Below are 12,912 nucleotides of genomic sequence, written 5' to 3'. Positions count from 1 at the left end.
GACGATACGACAATGATATTCAAGTTGATAGGAAAAGCAGCGATAGTGGCGATGGCAATTGTATCGCTGAAGAGTCATGCATCTTTAGAAATTGTGATTACCGAAGGTGTTGATACAGCGCGGCCAGTAGCCATAGTTCCATTTACTTTTGTGGGGCAAAACCAGCCAACACAAAATATCAGCCAGATTGTTGCCGCCGATTTAATGCGTAGTGGTAAGTTTAATCCGGTCAATGTGATGCGGATGCCACAACAACCACAAAACAGCAGTCAGTTTAATGCTGCTGCCTGGAGTAAAACAGGCATTGAAGCTGTGGTTATGGGCACAGTAAAAGAAGTAGGGCTTGATCGTTATACAATCAGTTATGAACTGGTTGATGTGATCAAAGCCAATGGTGGTGTTGGTCAGCCAATGATGACTTCAAGTGGTCGTTTGGTTGCAGGCAACAATCATATTCTGCATTCAAGCGAAATTACCATTGCCGGAAAACTGTTTCGTCAATACGCACATCGTATGAGTGATGTTATCTATGAAAAATTGACAGGTGAAAGAGGTGCATTTTCCACCAAAATAGCCTATGTATTAGTGCGTGATAAACAAGAGTATCGTTATCAATTAGTTGTTGCCGATTATGATGGTGAGAACGAACAGGTGCTGTTACGGGCCAAAGAGCCTTTAATGTCGCCAACCTGGTCACCGGATGGAACTAAATTGGCTTATGTTACTTTTGAACGCAAACAATCTCAGATTTATATCCAGGATGTTTATACGGCGCGCCGTAGTATTCTGACATCATTTAAAGGTATCAACAGTGCGCCTGTTTGGTCACCTGATGGCCGTAAAATGGCGATGACTTTATCAAAAGATGGCAATACAGAGATCTATGTGATGGATATTGCCAGTAAGAGTCTGGCAAAATTGACAAATCACCGGGCTATTGATACCGAGCCTAACTGGAGTCCTGATAGTCAGTCGATTATTTTTACTTCAGAAAGGGGCGGAAATCCGCAGTTATATTCCGTTGATATCAATACAAAAGCGACAACTCGTGTTACTTTTGAAGGTGAAATGAATTTAGCGGGTAAATTTACACCTAACGGCCAAGCAATTGTTATGGTAAACCGCACAAACGGTCAGTATAATATTGCGCGCATGGATAGGACTACCCGTCAAATGCAAGTGCTGACTCGCACTTATTTGGATGAGTCACCAAGCATTGCGCCTAACGGCTCAATGATTATCTATAGTACTTTGCACGGTTCGTCACAAGTACTGGCACTGGTATCCATGGATGGTCGCTTTAAAGCAAGGTTACCTGCTGCTAATGGGAGAGTAAAATCCCCGGCCTGGTCACCATTTTTATAAAACACAAAAATTTGGTTAATCGTTTTACTAAGGAAAAAATCATGAACTTAAATAAAGTTTTAAAAGGTTTGTTAGTAGCAGTGCCAGTGCTGACTTTAGCTGCATGTAGCTCTAACAACGAAACTGACGCTGGCGATGCAAACGCAAACACCAACGCTCCAGTTCAAGCTGTTGATCAAGGCATGAGCGATGCAGAACAACTGCGTCAGCAATTAGAAGCTCTGCGTCAGCAAAACACTATTTACTTCGACTTCGACAAGTCAGCTATCCGTCCTGAATTCGCTTCAGTACTGGACGCTCACGCTGCTTTCCTGCGTGCTCGCACTACTGTTTCTGTAACAGTTGAAGGTCACACTGACGCCCGTGGTACTCCAGAGTACAACATCGCTCTGGGCGAGCGTCGTGCTCAGTCAGTTCAAAGCTACCTGGAAAACCTGGGTGTTGCTGCTGGCCAAATGTCTGTAGTTAGCTACGGCGAAGAAAAACCAGTTGACGCTGGTAACACTGAAGACGCGTTCGCTAAAAACCGTCGCGCTGTTTTAGTTTACTAATTTACTAGTGAGTGTGCATGGACGTTAAAAAGTCACTGATTACTGCGCTTTCCTTAGTTGCAGTAGCTGTATTAGCTGATCCGGCGCCCGTTGCTGACTTAAGTCGCAGCAGCAATAAGAGTTATGCCGCGCAATCCAGTAGCCGTAGTGGTTCTGTTGAAGAACGACTGTCAGCGCTGGAGCGTGTGGTGGAAGCTCGTGCTGCTGCACAACTTCAGATGCAGCAGCAGCTCCAGACCTTGCTTGACGAGGTCAGTGAGTTAAGCGGCAAAACTGAAATGCACTCTTATAAATTAGAAGAGATATTGCAACAACAACGCGATATCTATCAGGAAATTGACCGCCGTATGGGTGGCCAGGGTGGTGCAGCGTCGCAAGTGCAGTCTTCTGCAAATGTGCCGGCACAAACACCAGCTAACGTACCGGCGGGCAATCCCGCAGCCGTTGTAGCAGCCGATCAGGTTGCTACTGCGGATGTTGCGGCAGCGCCAGCTGCTGTGACTATGACAGAAGCACAGGCTTACGAACAAGCCATTAACTATGTGATCAAGGATAACAACTACGCTGCGGCTATTCCGGCGTTTGAAAATTTTATCCGTGACTATCCGAATTCAGACTACACCTCCAATTCTCATTATTGGTTAGGCCAGCTCTATTATCAGAAGAATGAGTTAGGTAAAGCTAAAAACCATTTTGAGCGTGTTGTCACCCAGTATCCAAATACCACCCGTGTTCCTGATGCTTTATTAAAGCTGGGCATGGTGGCGGAAAAGCAGAATGAATCTGCGGCCGCAAAAAAATATTACAACCAGCTGGTCAAAAGTTTTCCGAAGTCCAAGCCTGCAGCAACTGCCCGCAAAAAGCTTGAGACTATGTAAGTCGTTTTTATAAAAAAGCCCGCTTTAAAGCGGGCTTTTTTATTGGAAAAATTGCAGTTTTGTCAGATTGTGTCTGTCTGCAGAGATCTCGCTTTGTAATTGATGCTGCTGATATTTCAGGCAGTCAGCGCTTTATTATTCTACAGTGAATTGCTGTGGTGCTGCGAAATTAAGCAGTTGGCATGGCAAATGCGCGTTTTTGGCAAATATAAGTTGCACTGAGCGCGTAAATAAGTAAGATATGCCTCCGCGACAGGGGTCATTAGCTCAGCTGGTAGAGCAGCGGACTTTTAATCCGTTGGTCGATGGTTCGAATCCATCATGACCCACCACTTTCGCGCAAACAATAGATTGAACTGGGTCATTAGCTCAGCTGGTAGAGCAGCGGACTTTTAATCCGTTGGTCGATGGTTCGAATCCATCATGACCCACCAGTTCAGTCCTATCGTTTGGGTCATTAGCTCAGCTGGTAGAGCAGCGGACTTTTAATCCGTTGGTCGATGGTTCGAATCCATCATGACCCACCAGTTCAGTCCTATCGTTTGGGTCATTAGCTCAGCTGGTAGAGCAGCGGACTTTTAATCCGTTGGTCGATGGTTCGAATCCATCATGACCCACCATCTTCCCGTTCGTCCCGTAAGGGGTCATTAGCTCAGCTGGTAGAGCAGCGGACTTTTAATCCGTTGGTCGATGGTTCGAATCCATCATGACCCACCACTTCCCCGATAGTTTTTCTCACTGCAAAACCCGTGTATAATGCGCCACCTTTTATTGTTGGATGGTCAGCATGAATCAAGCACTGCAGTTTAATGAACTTGAATATGTCTTCCCAAAAAAGCCGTTGCCATTAAGCGCTGACGACAAACAAGCTTACAAAAACCGGATTAAAAAATTACTGGTTGAGCGCGATGCAGTGTTGGTTGCGCACTATTACACCGACCCGGAAATTCAGGCGCTGGCCGAAGAAACCGGTGGTTGTGTGTCAGACTCATTAGAAATGGCTCGTTTTGGTAATCAACATCCGGCAAAAACGCTGATTGTAGCCGGCGTGAAGTTTATGGGCGAAACCGCCAAAATTCTGACCCCGGAAAAAACTATTTTAATGCCAACACTCGAAGCCACCTGTTCTTTGGATTTAGGCTGCCCGGCTGAAGAGTTTTCTGCTTTTTGTGATGCGCATCCGGACCGTGTTGTGGTGGTGTATGCCAATACCTCAGCTGCGGTAAAAGCGCGCGCCGATTGGGTGGTGACGTCGTCCATCGCGCTGGATGTGATTGAGCATTTAGACAGCGAAGGCAAAAAAATTCTCTGGGGCCCGGACAAACACTTAGGCGCTTATGTGCAAAAACAAACAGGTGCCGATATGTTGTTATGGCAGGGCGCCTGTATTGTGCATGATGAGTTTAAAGCTAATGCTCTGATTGAACTGAAAAAACAATATCCAAATGCTGCTGTATTGGTGCATCCGGAATCTCCCGCTGCTGTGGTGGATTTGGCCGATGCTGTGGGCTCAACCAGCCAGCTGATCAAAGCCAGCCAGACGATGGCAAACGACACTTTTATTGTCGCCACCGACAAAGGCATTTTTTATAAGATGCAGCAGGCGATGCCGGATAAGACGTTTATTGAAGCCCCAACGGGCGGTAACGGCGCGACTTGCCGAAGTTGCGCGCATTGCCCCTGGATGGCGATGAATGGCTTAAAAGCCATTGAAGAAGCGCTGACGGACGCCAGCGGCCATGAAATTTTTGTCGACGCTGCACTTCGTGACAGAGCTTTGTTACCGCTGGATCGAATGTTAGGTTTTGCCAAAAGCAACAGAGTTGCCGTGAAGGGCAACGCCTAAAGTTGCACAAATAGCGGCTTTGCTGAAAATTCCAGCGAAAAGCGGTGTAACAGCAATTTATTGTTGCGCCGCGCGCTGAATTTACCTAGTATAGCCGCGCTTGCTGTGGCAAGTCCCGGAGAGATGGCTGAGTGGCTGAAGGCGCACGCCTGGAAAGTGTGTTTAGGTTAACCCCTAACGAGGGTTCGAATCCCTCTCTCTCCGCCAGATATAAAACAAAAGCCCCGTACGAAAGTACGGGGCTTTTGTTTTATATCTGTTGGTGAAAGCGGCTTTTATAATGAACAAAGCGGGAGTATGATAACTTATTGTCTATTCAGGTGTTTAGCTGCTGTAGAAACAGTCGCTGTGAAAACTAACCGCTTTTGCTAAAATCCTGCTTTTTGCATTCTGTTGCCGGAACCTTCTGATGTTATGTCCTTATTTTATTGCCGATACCTGTCGCTCTTGTTCTGCGCTTGATATGGCTTATGCTGCGCAGCTTGATGCAAAACAGCAGCAGTTGCAAAAACTGCTTGGCAATTTTTCCGGTTATCAGTTACTGCCGGCCGCTGCATCTTCGGAAGCGGCATTTCGAAATAAAGCCAAAATGGTGGTGATGGGCAGCGCAGATGAGCCTGTGCTTGGCATCGTGAACCATTATCAGCAACAGGTGGAGTTGACCGCTTGCCCTTTGTATCCGCCAGCATTTGCGCAGGCTTTTGCCCATATCCGCAGTTTTATCCGGCTGGCTAAACTGCAGCCTTATCAGCTTGCTGACAAAAAGGGTGAGCTGAAATTTGTATTGTTAACACAGAGTCAGGCCACGGGGCAGTGGATGCTGCGTTTTGTGCTGCGTTCAAAAAACCATCTGGCTTCTATTATCAAACACTTGCCGACGCTTCAGCAGCAATGGTCTGAGCTTTTGGTGTGTTCTGTTAATTTACAGCCTGAGCATAAGGCAGTATTAGAGGGTGAAACGGAAATTGTGCTGACAGAGCAACAACAACTGCCTGAGCAGCTAAACGATGTGCCGCTTTTTATTCAGCCCCAAAGTTTTTTTCAGACCAACCCGACGCTGGCAGCGCAGTTGTACCAGAGTGCCCGGGATTGGACTGCTGATTTACCTATCACGCGGCTTTGGGACTTGTTTTGTGGTGTGGGTGGTTTTGCCCTGCATCTGGCAAAAAGCGGACGGGAGATCACCGGCATTGAGATATCGTCGGCCGCTATTGCCTGTGCCCAGCGTTCAGCTGCGCTGATGCAAAATGTAAAATTGCAGTTTCAGGCGCTGGATGCTGATGCCTTTGCCAAAGCCCAGCAGCAAAGCCCGGATCTGTTGGTGGTGAACCCGCCAAGACGGGGTTTAGGTGCTGAACTTTGCCGGACTGTCAGCCAGCTGCAGCCAGCCTGGTTATTGTATTCGAGCTGTAATCCACAAAGTCTGGTGCAGGATTTAACTGTTCTTGCAGACTATCAGCTTGAGAAAGCGCAGCTGTTTGACTTTTTCCCTCATACCAAACATGCCGAAGTCTTGTGTTTATTAAAGCGCCGCGAAAGCAACGCTTAAAGCGGCTTATTTGCAGGTTAAGCCGGGTGTTTAGCTTGGCTGCTTTTAACAACTTAATTCAGGTTCGTTTGTTGCGCCCGTGCTGTCAGCGGATGGATTCACAAAGCGCCGGCATAGGCAACTGTAGGATGTTCAGGCTGATGAAGTTGTTGCCATCAAACTGCAGCTGATATATCAGGCCATAATCCTGTTCTGTCAGTGCTACTTGCGGCGTTTTGCTCAGGAGTTCTGCAAGCTGTGGCACTGTGTTGCTGTGGCCTACCACCAGCGCATTTTGTTGCTGCTGCATCAGTCTGCTGGCAAGGCTTTCTATATCTGCGGCCGGATAACTTTCCAACTGACGATTTGACGTTAATAAAGCAGCCGCTGTTAATTGGGTGCGTTGATATCCGCTGTGATAGAGCCTTGTGAGCGGCACCCTGGCCAATAAAGTCGCCAGTGCGGCGGCCTGTGCTTTACCGCAGGCCGACAAAGCCGGATCTTTAGCAGCAGCTTCACCGGAAACTTTATTTACTTCAGCCTTGTGGGCGTGACGAACCAGATACAACTGATATGGTGCGGCTTGTGCTGCACAAGTTGCAAAGCTAAGTAAGCTCACCAGCAAAATTTTTGAAATTTTCAAAATTATTTAACCCCTTTCACTCTGCTCAATCGTCCAATGTCTGAAAACAAAATAAACAAGGAGCAGGACATGAGCAGCAGTATGTCAGTATGTTACAGCGCACAAACACCCTTGCGTGCACGGTTGGGCACTGTGGTGTTAGCAATTTTTATCACTTTGTTGTTATTTCAGCTGATGGCCGCTTTGCTGAACAACGACATTGCACCACCACCGCCTTTACCACCCCAGTTGGAAGTTGAACTGCTTGAACCAAGAGCCGACAGCGCGGTGCAGCCGAAAATAACCTTAGAGCCACCGCCACCTCCGGTTGAACCGCCCGCTCAACAAAGGGTTGATTTCGGGACGGAGTTTCAGTCCTTTGCACTGGAGGTAACGCCAGCGGTGCCTGATATTGCCATCAGCGCGCAGCAGGGGCAATACCAGCCAGTGGCCGATGCGCAGGCCAGGCCGTTGGTACGGGTTGAACCTCAATATCCAGTAGCCGCAGCGCGCGATGGTGTCAGTGGTTGGGTGCAGCTGAGTTTTAGTATTGATGCCACAGGGGCTGTGACTGATGTTGTGGTGCTGGACGCAGAGCCGAAACGGGTGTTTGAACAGGCCGCTATCCGGGCGTTAAAACGCTGGAAATACCAACCTTCACTGGAGCAGGGCAAGGCTTATAAAACCACGGGCTTCACTGTGCAGCTGGATTTTAGTCTGGAACCCTGACAAGGCCTGTGGCACATTGATCAGGTTGGCAAAATAAACACATACAGACCTCGTTTGGCGGCGCTTTGGCTGTGAAGACCAAGCGCCCACAGCCTGGATGCAAAACAACAAGAACAATAGCCGGCAGGAGTGCTTATGGGATGGAAACAAATCAGTATCCGGCTGAGCGGCTTTACCCAGGCGGCGCCAGCGCAGGCCGACAGCCGGCACGACGAGCTTGGCTGGTTGTTCCGAAGTCATGCCGATGCTTTGTATCATTTTTTATTAAAACAAAGTGATGCTGAGCTGGCGCAGGATATCAGCCAGCAAAGCTGGTTAAAGGTGTTGGAATTGCAAAGCAGTCAGGTAGAACCTGCTGAGTTGGCGGCGAAGCGCGGTGATACCAATAACCACAGAGCTGCAGATAACCGGACCTCCCCCTGTTTTGGGCAGCGGAGCCAGTTTAAAACCTGGTTATTTACGCTTGCCAGAAATGCACTCTTTGATGAACTGCGCCGCCGGCAACGCTGGAGCGGGCCTGAGCTTAGTGAAGAAACCATGTTGGACACGCATGCCAGTCAGCTTGACGTGTTGGTGGCTGCAGAGCGGCAACAGGCATTGCAGCAAGCCATTGCTGTTTTGCCGTTATTACAAAAAGAAGCTTTGTTATTGCAGCTCGAAGGTTTTTCGCTGGAAGAAATAGCCAGCATCAGCGGCAGTGCAGCCGAAACCGTAAAAAGCCGGCTCAGATATGCAAGAGCCAGTCTCAGTCAAGCTCTGGAGCATTACCATGACCTCTAAGCACAAAGAGCACTTTGCACAGCAGCTTGCAACGCAGAGTTGCGAAGCTGATAAGTTAACAACCCCGGTACAAACAACTGCGGAGCACCTTGTTTATCCGCAAGCCGACTCTGAGCGGCAAGTGCAACAACAGCAACAGGCAAAAGCCGGTACCAACTCAGCAGCTGCAGCGGGATCTGAACAGCTCACTGCTGAGCTTGAGCTTTGGTATCGCCAAAGTGCACAGCAGCATCAAATGCCACAGCAGCAGAAGCAGTTGCTATTGCAGCAGCTGCAACAAAGGGCCAGGCCAAAATTCAGGCTGATACAGCTGCAGCTGTTTGTGCAGCAACTGGCCGGATGGTTCAGTTTTGCGAAATTGCAGGCACTGACTGCAGTTTGTGCACTCGGCTTGGGCTGGTTTTTAATTCAGCAACAGCAGCAGTTGTCCTATCAAATCAGCCAGATCAACAGCCTTTATCCGGTACAGATCCATCAGCTGAATTCCGAAGAAGTTCCCGCAGGATCATTAAGTGCCGCGCTGCAGCGACAGCAAATCTTTAGCCAGAGTTACCAGGATTATCAGCAGAGTGTGGCGGCAGGGCATGTGATTAAACAGCAGGTGCTGGCGCGACAATCCGCTGATAGCGGCTGGCTGCTCGATGCCTGCAGCAAACTCAGGTTGCAGCTGAGCGAAGGTTGGTTGGCACAGTTTAAAGTGCAGCAACAATGGACGGAACCACAGTGGGCACAACTTGCCGCCAGCCGTTACCTAAAAGTGTCGACCGGCGCTCAGGGGGAAATTATTGCACTGCAGGCGTCGGCAAATCCGCCTTCTTGTGCACCTTAATAGCAGCTTTTATTGATGTGCAAACCGCAACTGCCGACGCAGGTTAAACCACAGCGCCAGCCTGCTACTGTGCTTTTGCCTTCCCATGCACTGCCGGAACAGAGAAAAAACCACAGAGCGCTTCGTGCCGGTGCTGCTCTGCGGTAATATAACGCCGTTGTAGTGTCTGCCGTTGTGAGCTCTGATGACCGATTTAATTTACCTGCGTTCTTACCCTGAGACTATTTTGCAGCAGGTGCGTCTGGCGCTGCAAAATGGCAGTCTGGGACAAAGCCTTCAGCGCCGTTATCCTGAACAAAACCATAATATTCAGACTGACAAAGCTTTGTATGAGCTGACTTTGCAGCTGAAACAACAGTTTATGAAAAGTAGCGACCCCATCAGCAAGGTGCAGTTTGACCCAAAAATTCATGTGATCCACAACGCCCTGGGCACTCACAGCCAGGTCAGCAGGGTGCAGGGTGGTAAACTGAAAAGTAAAAATGAAATCCGTGTCGCCAGCTTGTTAAAACAAATGCCGTTGCCTATTCTGCGCATGGTGGTTGTGCATGAATTAGCCCATTTGCGGGAAAAAGATCACAACAAGGCGTTTTATCAATTGTGTCAGTACATGGAACCCCAGTATCATCAACTGGAACTGGACTTGCGGTTGTTCCTGACCTGGCGCGACAGTCAAAGCTGAATCAGCAGGACAACAAGCCGGATGGCGTTAAGGAGGAGCAGATGGCTCAGACAACACATATTTTTGTCTATGGTTTATTAACTTTTCCCGAGATTGTCACTGCCATTACCGGCCGGCAGATCCAGATGAAACCCGCAGTGTTAACCGGGTTTCGCCGTTATGGGTTAAGCCAGAGCCCAACCCAGGCTCCGGTGCCTGTGTTATTGGCAGAGCCGGGCCATCGGCAGCTCGGACAACTGCTGCTGAATGTGGACGAGCAGGCGGTAAAAAAATTAGATTTTTTTGAAGATCTGGACTCAGGGCATTATGTAAAAACTGCGGTCCGGGTTGAAGTTGAAGGTCAGTGGCTGGATGCCTTTTGTTATTGTGCCGGACCGGCGTTGGCACCCTATGCCAGTGGTGACTGGTCGCCGGAACGCGTGACCGAGCAGGATAAACAGTATTTTATTCAAACATTGATCCCAGAAATGCTGGCTGCACTGGCAAAGGGTTCGCAGTAATAAGTTTTTAGCTGTGTTCCGAGTACCAGTGGCATTTTGCAGGCTTGTGCTGCACCGCAGTCAGGGTTTTGGGCCCGGAAGGAATTATGATCAAACAAAGTTTGATGGCCGTCTTGTTATTGTGCACAACCTCTGTTGTGGCCGCGCCATCTGTTGCCCAGTTTTCTGACGAATTTCATCGTGAATTCACCCGTAAGATGAGCAAAAGCAATATACCCGGCGGTGTTTATGTCATTGTCAAAGATGACAAAATTGTCAGGGTGGGGGCTTTTGGTGTGCGCTCGCACGGCACTAAAGCCAAGGTGGATGCCAACACTGTGTTCCGTTTGGCTTCTGTGTCCAAAACTTTTGCCGGTGGCTTAGCGGCTCAGGTAGAGCACGAAGGACGTTTTAACTGGAACGACAGAGTGACCAAATATGTGCCGGGTTTTCGTTTTCGCAGCCCCGCCATGACGTCCAAATTAACTGTGGAACATTTACTGGCTCAAAACGCCGGCTTAAGTCCGAATGCTTTTGATGATTTGATTGAAGCCAATATGACACCGGCGCAAATTCTGCCGAAATTTGGCAACATCAACCCCCGTTGCCAGCCCGGTAAATGTTACGGTTACCAGAATGTGTTATTTAGTCTGATTGAAACCGTGCTGCACAAAACCACCAATATGCCGTACGAGCGCCTGATAGAACAACGTATTTTTAAACCTCTGCAAATGCACAATGCCTCGGTCGGCTACGCTGCATTTTTGGCCAGTAAAAACCGTGCCATGCCCCATGTGAAAGTGCGCCGGGGCTGGGGGGAGGCCAAAGTGGTGCCAACTTATTACCGGGTGAACCCTGCTGCCGGTGTCAATGCCAGTGCCATGGATATGGGCAAATGGTTGATCGCAAGACTTGGGCATAACCCTAATGTGCTGTCACCTGCCATGCTCAGTGATATTCACAAACCACGCATTAAAACTGCAGATAACTTGAGTGGCCGCACCTTTGGCCCTTATGTCGCCAATGCGTATTATGGTTTAGGCACCCGTATTTATCAGTTTGGTAAACATAAGCTGTATTACCATGGGGGTCTGGTGAAGGGGTATCGTACCGATATGTCCTATTTGCCGGAGAAAGGCTTAGGATTGGTGGTGTTGTTAAATGCCCAAAGTAATCTGGTGGCTGAGCTGTCCAGTTATTTCTGGGCCACTATGCTTGATACCCAGCCACAAGCTACGCCGGCGCCAAAAAAGAAAAGAAAAGTGCGTAAAGTAGCGCAGCAGCTGGAGCCGTTATTTACCCCTTTTGAATATGACACTGATGAGTTGCTGACTGAAACATTAAGCCCGGAAATGCTGGCAAAGCTGCAGCAAGATGCGCTGGAAAGTCTGCAACAGGGTATGCTGGATGATGGCACTGCGGATACTGAAAATAAAAGTGAAGCCGGTTTTGCACCTGCGGCAGAATTTGAACAACAGGCGGACAGAGCTCAGGCTGCAGACTTAAAAAACATCAGGCCGCCGCTGCTCGCGCCATAACTTGATTTGAATCATCACAAAAGGCCGGGCAATGTTTGTTGCACCGGCCATTTTGCAACACAACCTATTTTCGCGGCGTGCCCAATGACTGTTTCAACAGGCAGATGGATCGCGCTGATATAAATCGAGATAAAAATCCAGTTTGATGGCGGGCAAGTCACGACATAACTGTGCTTTAAGCTCAGCGTTGACCTTATAGCCCAGCGGGATCATCTGCAGCAGTTGCTCAAGTTCAACCGGCGCTTTGGGTTGAAACATCCAGCTCAGCTGCTGACGTTTATGATGGTGAAAACCCTGTTGCTGCTGTATCGAGTCTGGATGTAACCGCACCTGACTGTAAATCTGTTGTTTAAGCTGCAGCAAATGTTCAGGTGCAGGAGTGACAGTTAATAACCAGGCGCCAGGGGCGGCCACTCTGGCAAGTTCCGTGGGTTCAGATGGCGCATAAATGCGCAGAAGCATATCAAAAATGTTATCGGCAAAAGGTAGCTGATAACTGCTGGCAACAGCACAATGCAGCTTTGGATATTTTTTGCTGGCGGCTTTTATGGCAGCTTTGGAAATATCAATGCCATAAAGTGTCAGCTGTGGCAGTGCCTGTGCCAGCCTGTAGCTGTAAAAACCTTCACCACAGCCAATATCAAGCAGTACTGGTGCTCTGCGATCGTCAACAGCGCGGGCTGCCAGAGCTTCAATAAACAGCTGATTGACCGCATCTGAGAGCGGCTGATAAAAACCTGCTTCCAAAAATGCCCGTCTGGCCTGGATCATCTCAGCACTGTCGCCTGGTGTCAGCGATTTTTTTTGCTGCACCGGCAATAAATGAAAATAACCTTCACGGGCACGATCAAACTGGTGGCGGTTCTGACACTGTAAACCAGCGTCGTTGGCAAGCAGGGGTTGTTGGCAAAGCGGGCAGCGGTACATAACAGTCCGGAACTTAAACAAAAACCTCATTATAAAGATTGTTGTGACTGAAGTCGCCTGTCGCCTGATGTTGGGGATTGGTCACCAAGATGTCTGGAGCAGCTGGTCGTTTGCATTCTGCTGCTCAGATGATCCGGTTTTAAGGTACTCTGACGAGT

13 protein-coding genes and 6 tRNA genes are annotated in these 12,912 nt (G+C 48.8%); 17 read left to right on the top strand and 2 right to left on the bottom strand.

Annotation, left to right across the window (positions count from 1 at the left end; translation table 11 throughout):
- Positions 1-51 precede the first annotated feature (51 nt).
- The 11 genes from tolB (at position 52) to rlmC (ending at position 6,189) form a co-directional block, all read left to right on the top strand.
- Positions 52-1,365 (top strand): Tol-Pal system beta propeller repeat protein TolB, encoded by a 1,314-nt coding sequence (tolB, locus tag N3Z11_RS10595; protein ID WP_260657290.1) that lies wholly within the window; start codon positions 52-54, stop codon positions 1,363-1,365.
- Positions 1,366-1,406: 41 nt separating this feature from the next.
- The gene (pal, locus tag N3Z11_RS10590) at positions 1,407-1,916 is read left to right on the top strand and encodes a peptidoglycan-associated lipoprotein Pal (RefSeq protein ID WP_260657150.1); all 510 of its coding nucleotides are present in this window, start codon (positions 1,407-1,409) and stop codon (positions 1,914-1,916) included.
- A gap of 17 nt (positions 1,917-1,933) precedes the next feature.
- Positions 1,934-2,794: a tol-pal system protein YbgF gene (gene ybgF / locus N3Z11_RS10585; RefSeq protein WP_260657149.1), complete on the top strand. Its 861-nt coding sequence runs from the start codon at positions 1,934-1,936 to the stop codon at positions 2,792-2,794.
- A 256-nt stretch (positions 2,795-3,050) separates the two neighbouring features.
- A tRNA-Lys gene (locus N3Z11_RS10580) sits at positions 3,051-3,126 on the top strand.
- A gap of 26 nt (positions 3,127-3,152) precedes the next feature.
- Positions 3,153-3,228: transfer RNA gene (locus N3Z11_RS10575), tRNA-Lys, on the top strand.
- A 17-nt stretch (positions 3,229-3,245) separates the two neighbouring features.
- Positions 3,246-3,321, top strand: a tRNA-Lys gene (locus N3Z11_RS10570).
- A 17-nt stretch (positions 3,322-3,338) separates the two neighbouring features.
- Positions 3,339-3,414: transfer RNA gene (locus tag N3Z11_RS10565), tRNA-Lys, on the top strand.
- Between the two features lie 21 nt (positions 3,415-3,435).
- Positions 3,436-3,511, top strand: a tRNA-Lys gene (locus tag N3Z11_RS10560).
- 70 nt (positions 3,512-3,581) lie between these two features.
- Positions 3,582-4,640: a quinolinate synthase NadA gene (gene nadA, locus N3Z11_RS10555; protein WP_260657148.1), complete on the top strand. Its 1,059-nt coding sequence runs from the start codon at positions 3,582-3,584 to the stop codon at positions 4,638-4,640.
- A gap of 117 nt (positions 4,641-4,757) precedes the next feature.
- Positions 4,758-4,847, top strand: a tRNA-Ser gene (locus N3Z11_RS10550).
- 202 nt (positions 4,848-5,049) lie between these two features.
- Positions 5,050-6,189 (top strand): 23S rRNA (uracil(747)-C(5))-methyltransferase RlmC, encoded by a 1,140-nt coding sequence (gene rlmC / locus N3Z11_RS10545; RefSeq protein ID WP_260657147.1) that lies wholly within the window; start codon positions 5,050-5,052, stop codon positions 6,187-6,189.
- Positions 6,190-6,274: 85 nt separating this feature from the next.
- On the opposite strand, the gene N3Z11_RS10540 is transcribed toward rlmC, so the two are convergent.
- The gene (locus tag N3Z11_RS10540; RefSeq protein ID WP_260657146.1) at positions 6,275-6,811 is read right to left on the bottom strand and encodes a histidine phosphatase family protein; all 537 of its coding nucleotides are present in this window, start codon (positions 6,809-6,811) and stop codon (positions 6,275-6,277) included.
- Between the two features lie 69 nt (positions 6,812-6,880).
- Between N3Z11_RS10540 and N3Z11_RS10535 the strand changes: the two genes are divergently transcribed.
- The 6 genes from N3Z11_RS10535 to N3Z11_RS10510 all read left to right on the top strand — a co-directional run bounded on the left by N3Z11_RS10535 (position 6,881) and on the right by N3Z11_RS10510 (position 11,827).
- Positions 6,881-7,519 carry an energy transducer TonB gene (locus N3Z11_RS10535; RefSeq protein ID WP_260657145.1) on the top strand — a complete coding sequence of 213 codons (639 nt, stop codon included), beginning with the start codon at positions 6,881-6,883 and terminating at the stop codon, positions 7,517-7,519.
- A 135-nt stretch (positions 7,520-7,654) separates the two neighbouring features.
- Positions 7,655-8,299 carry an RNA polymerase sigma factor gene (locus N3Z11_RS10530; RefSeq protein WP_260657144.1) on the top strand — a complete coding sequence of 215 codons (645 nt, stop codon included), beginning with the start codon at positions 7,655-7,657 and terminating at the stop codon, positions 8,297-8,299.
- Positions 8,289-9,128, top strand: a complete 840-nt coding sequence (locus N3Z11_RS10525; protein WP_260657143.1) for a hypothetical protein — start codon at positions 8,289-8,291, stop codon at positions 9,126-9,128. The genes N3Z11_RS10530 and N3Z11_RS10525 overlap by 11 nt, the downstream gene beginning before the upstream one ends.
- A 184-nt stretch (positions 9,129-9,312) precedes the next feature.
- Complete coding sequence (locus N3Z11_RS10520) at positions 9,313-9,810, top strand: M48 family metallopeptidase (protein WP_260657142.1); 498 nt, start codon at positions 9,313-9,315, stop codon at positions 9,808-9,810.
- 41 nt (positions 9,811-9,851) lie between these two features.
- The gene (locus N3Z11_RS10515; protein ID WP_260657141.1) at positions 9,852-10,310 is read left to right on the top strand and encodes a gamma-glutamylcyclotransferase family protein; all 459 of its coding nucleotides are present in this window, start codon (positions 9,852-9,854) and stop codon (positions 10,308-10,310) included.
- Between the two features lie 86 nt (positions 10,311-10,396).
- Complete coding sequence (locus tag N3Z11_RS10510) at positions 10,397-11,827, top strand: serine hydrolase (RefSeq protein WP_260657140.1); 1,431 nt, start codon at positions 10,397-10,399, stop codon at positions 11,825-11,827.
- Between the two features lie 93 nt (positions 11,828-11,920).
- Here the strand turns inward: N3Z11_RS10510 and rlmA are convergent, their stop codons facing one another.
- Positions 11,921-12,754 (bottom strand): 23S rRNA (guanine(745)-N(1))-methyltransferase, encoded by an 834-nt coding sequence (gene rlmA, locus N3Z11_RS10505; RefSeq protein ID WP_260657139.1) that lies wholly within the window; start codon positions 12,752-12,754, stop codon positions 11,921-11,923.
- Positions 12,755-12,912 lie beyond the last annotated feature (158 nt).

Origin of the sequence: Rheinheimera sp. 4Y26, from assembly GCF_025245835.1 — a bacterium.
Taxonomy (GTDB): domain Bacteria; phylum Pseudomonadota; class Gammaproteobacteria; order Enterobacterales; family Alteromonadaceae; genus Pararheinheimera.
This window is presented reverse-complemented; position numbering and strand designations above follow the sequence as displayed.

Bases quoted from the DNA above. Each gene is read 5' to 3' on its own strand.
- tolB (WP_260657290.1), top strand. From the start codon at position 52: ATGGCAATTGTATCGCTGAAGAGTCATGCATCTTTAGAAATTGTGATT.
- N3Z11_RS10510 (WP_260657140.1), top strand. From the start codon at position 10,397: ATGATCAAACAAAGTTTGATGGCCGTCTTGTTATTGTGCACAACCTCT.
- N3Z11_RS10525 (WP_260657143.1), top strand. From the start codon at position 8,289: ATGACCTCTAAGCACAAAGAGCACTTTGCACAGCAGCTTGCAACGCAG.
- rlmC (WP_260657147.1), top strand. From the start codon at position 5,050: ATGTTATGTCCTTATTTTATTGCCGATACCTGTCGCTCTTGTTCTGCG.
- N3Z11_RS10520 (WP_260657142.1), top strand. From the start codon at position 9,313: ATGACCGATTTAATTTACCTGCGTTCTTACCCTGAGACTATTTTGCAG.
- ybgF (WP_260657149.1), top strand. From the start codon at position 1,934: ATGGACGTTAAAAAGTCACTGATTACTGCGCTTTCCTTAGTTGCAGTA.
- N3Z11_RS10530 (WP_260657144.1), top strand. From the start codon at position 7,655: ATGGGATGGAAACAAATCAGTATCCGGCTGAGCGGCTTTACCCAGGCG.
- pal (WP_260657150.1), top strand. From the start codon at position 1,407: ATGAACTTAAATAAAGTTTTAAAAGGTTTGTTAGTAGCAGTGCCAGTG.
- nadA (WP_260657148.1), top strand. From the start codon at position 3,582: ATGAATCAAGCACTGCAGTTTAATGAACTTGAATATGTCTTCCCAAAA.
- N3Z11_RS10515 (WP_260657141.1), top strand. From the start codon at position 9,852: ATGGCTCAGACAACACATATTTTTGTCTATGGTTTATTAACTTTTCCC.
- N3Z11_RS10535 (WP_260657145.1), top strand. From the start codon at position 6,881: ATGAGCAGCAGTATGTCAGTATGTTACAGCGCACAAACACCCTTGCGT.
- rlmA (WP_260657139.1), bottom strand. From the start codon at position 12,754: ATGTACCGCTGCCCGCTTTGCCAACAACCCCTGCTTGCCAACGACGCT.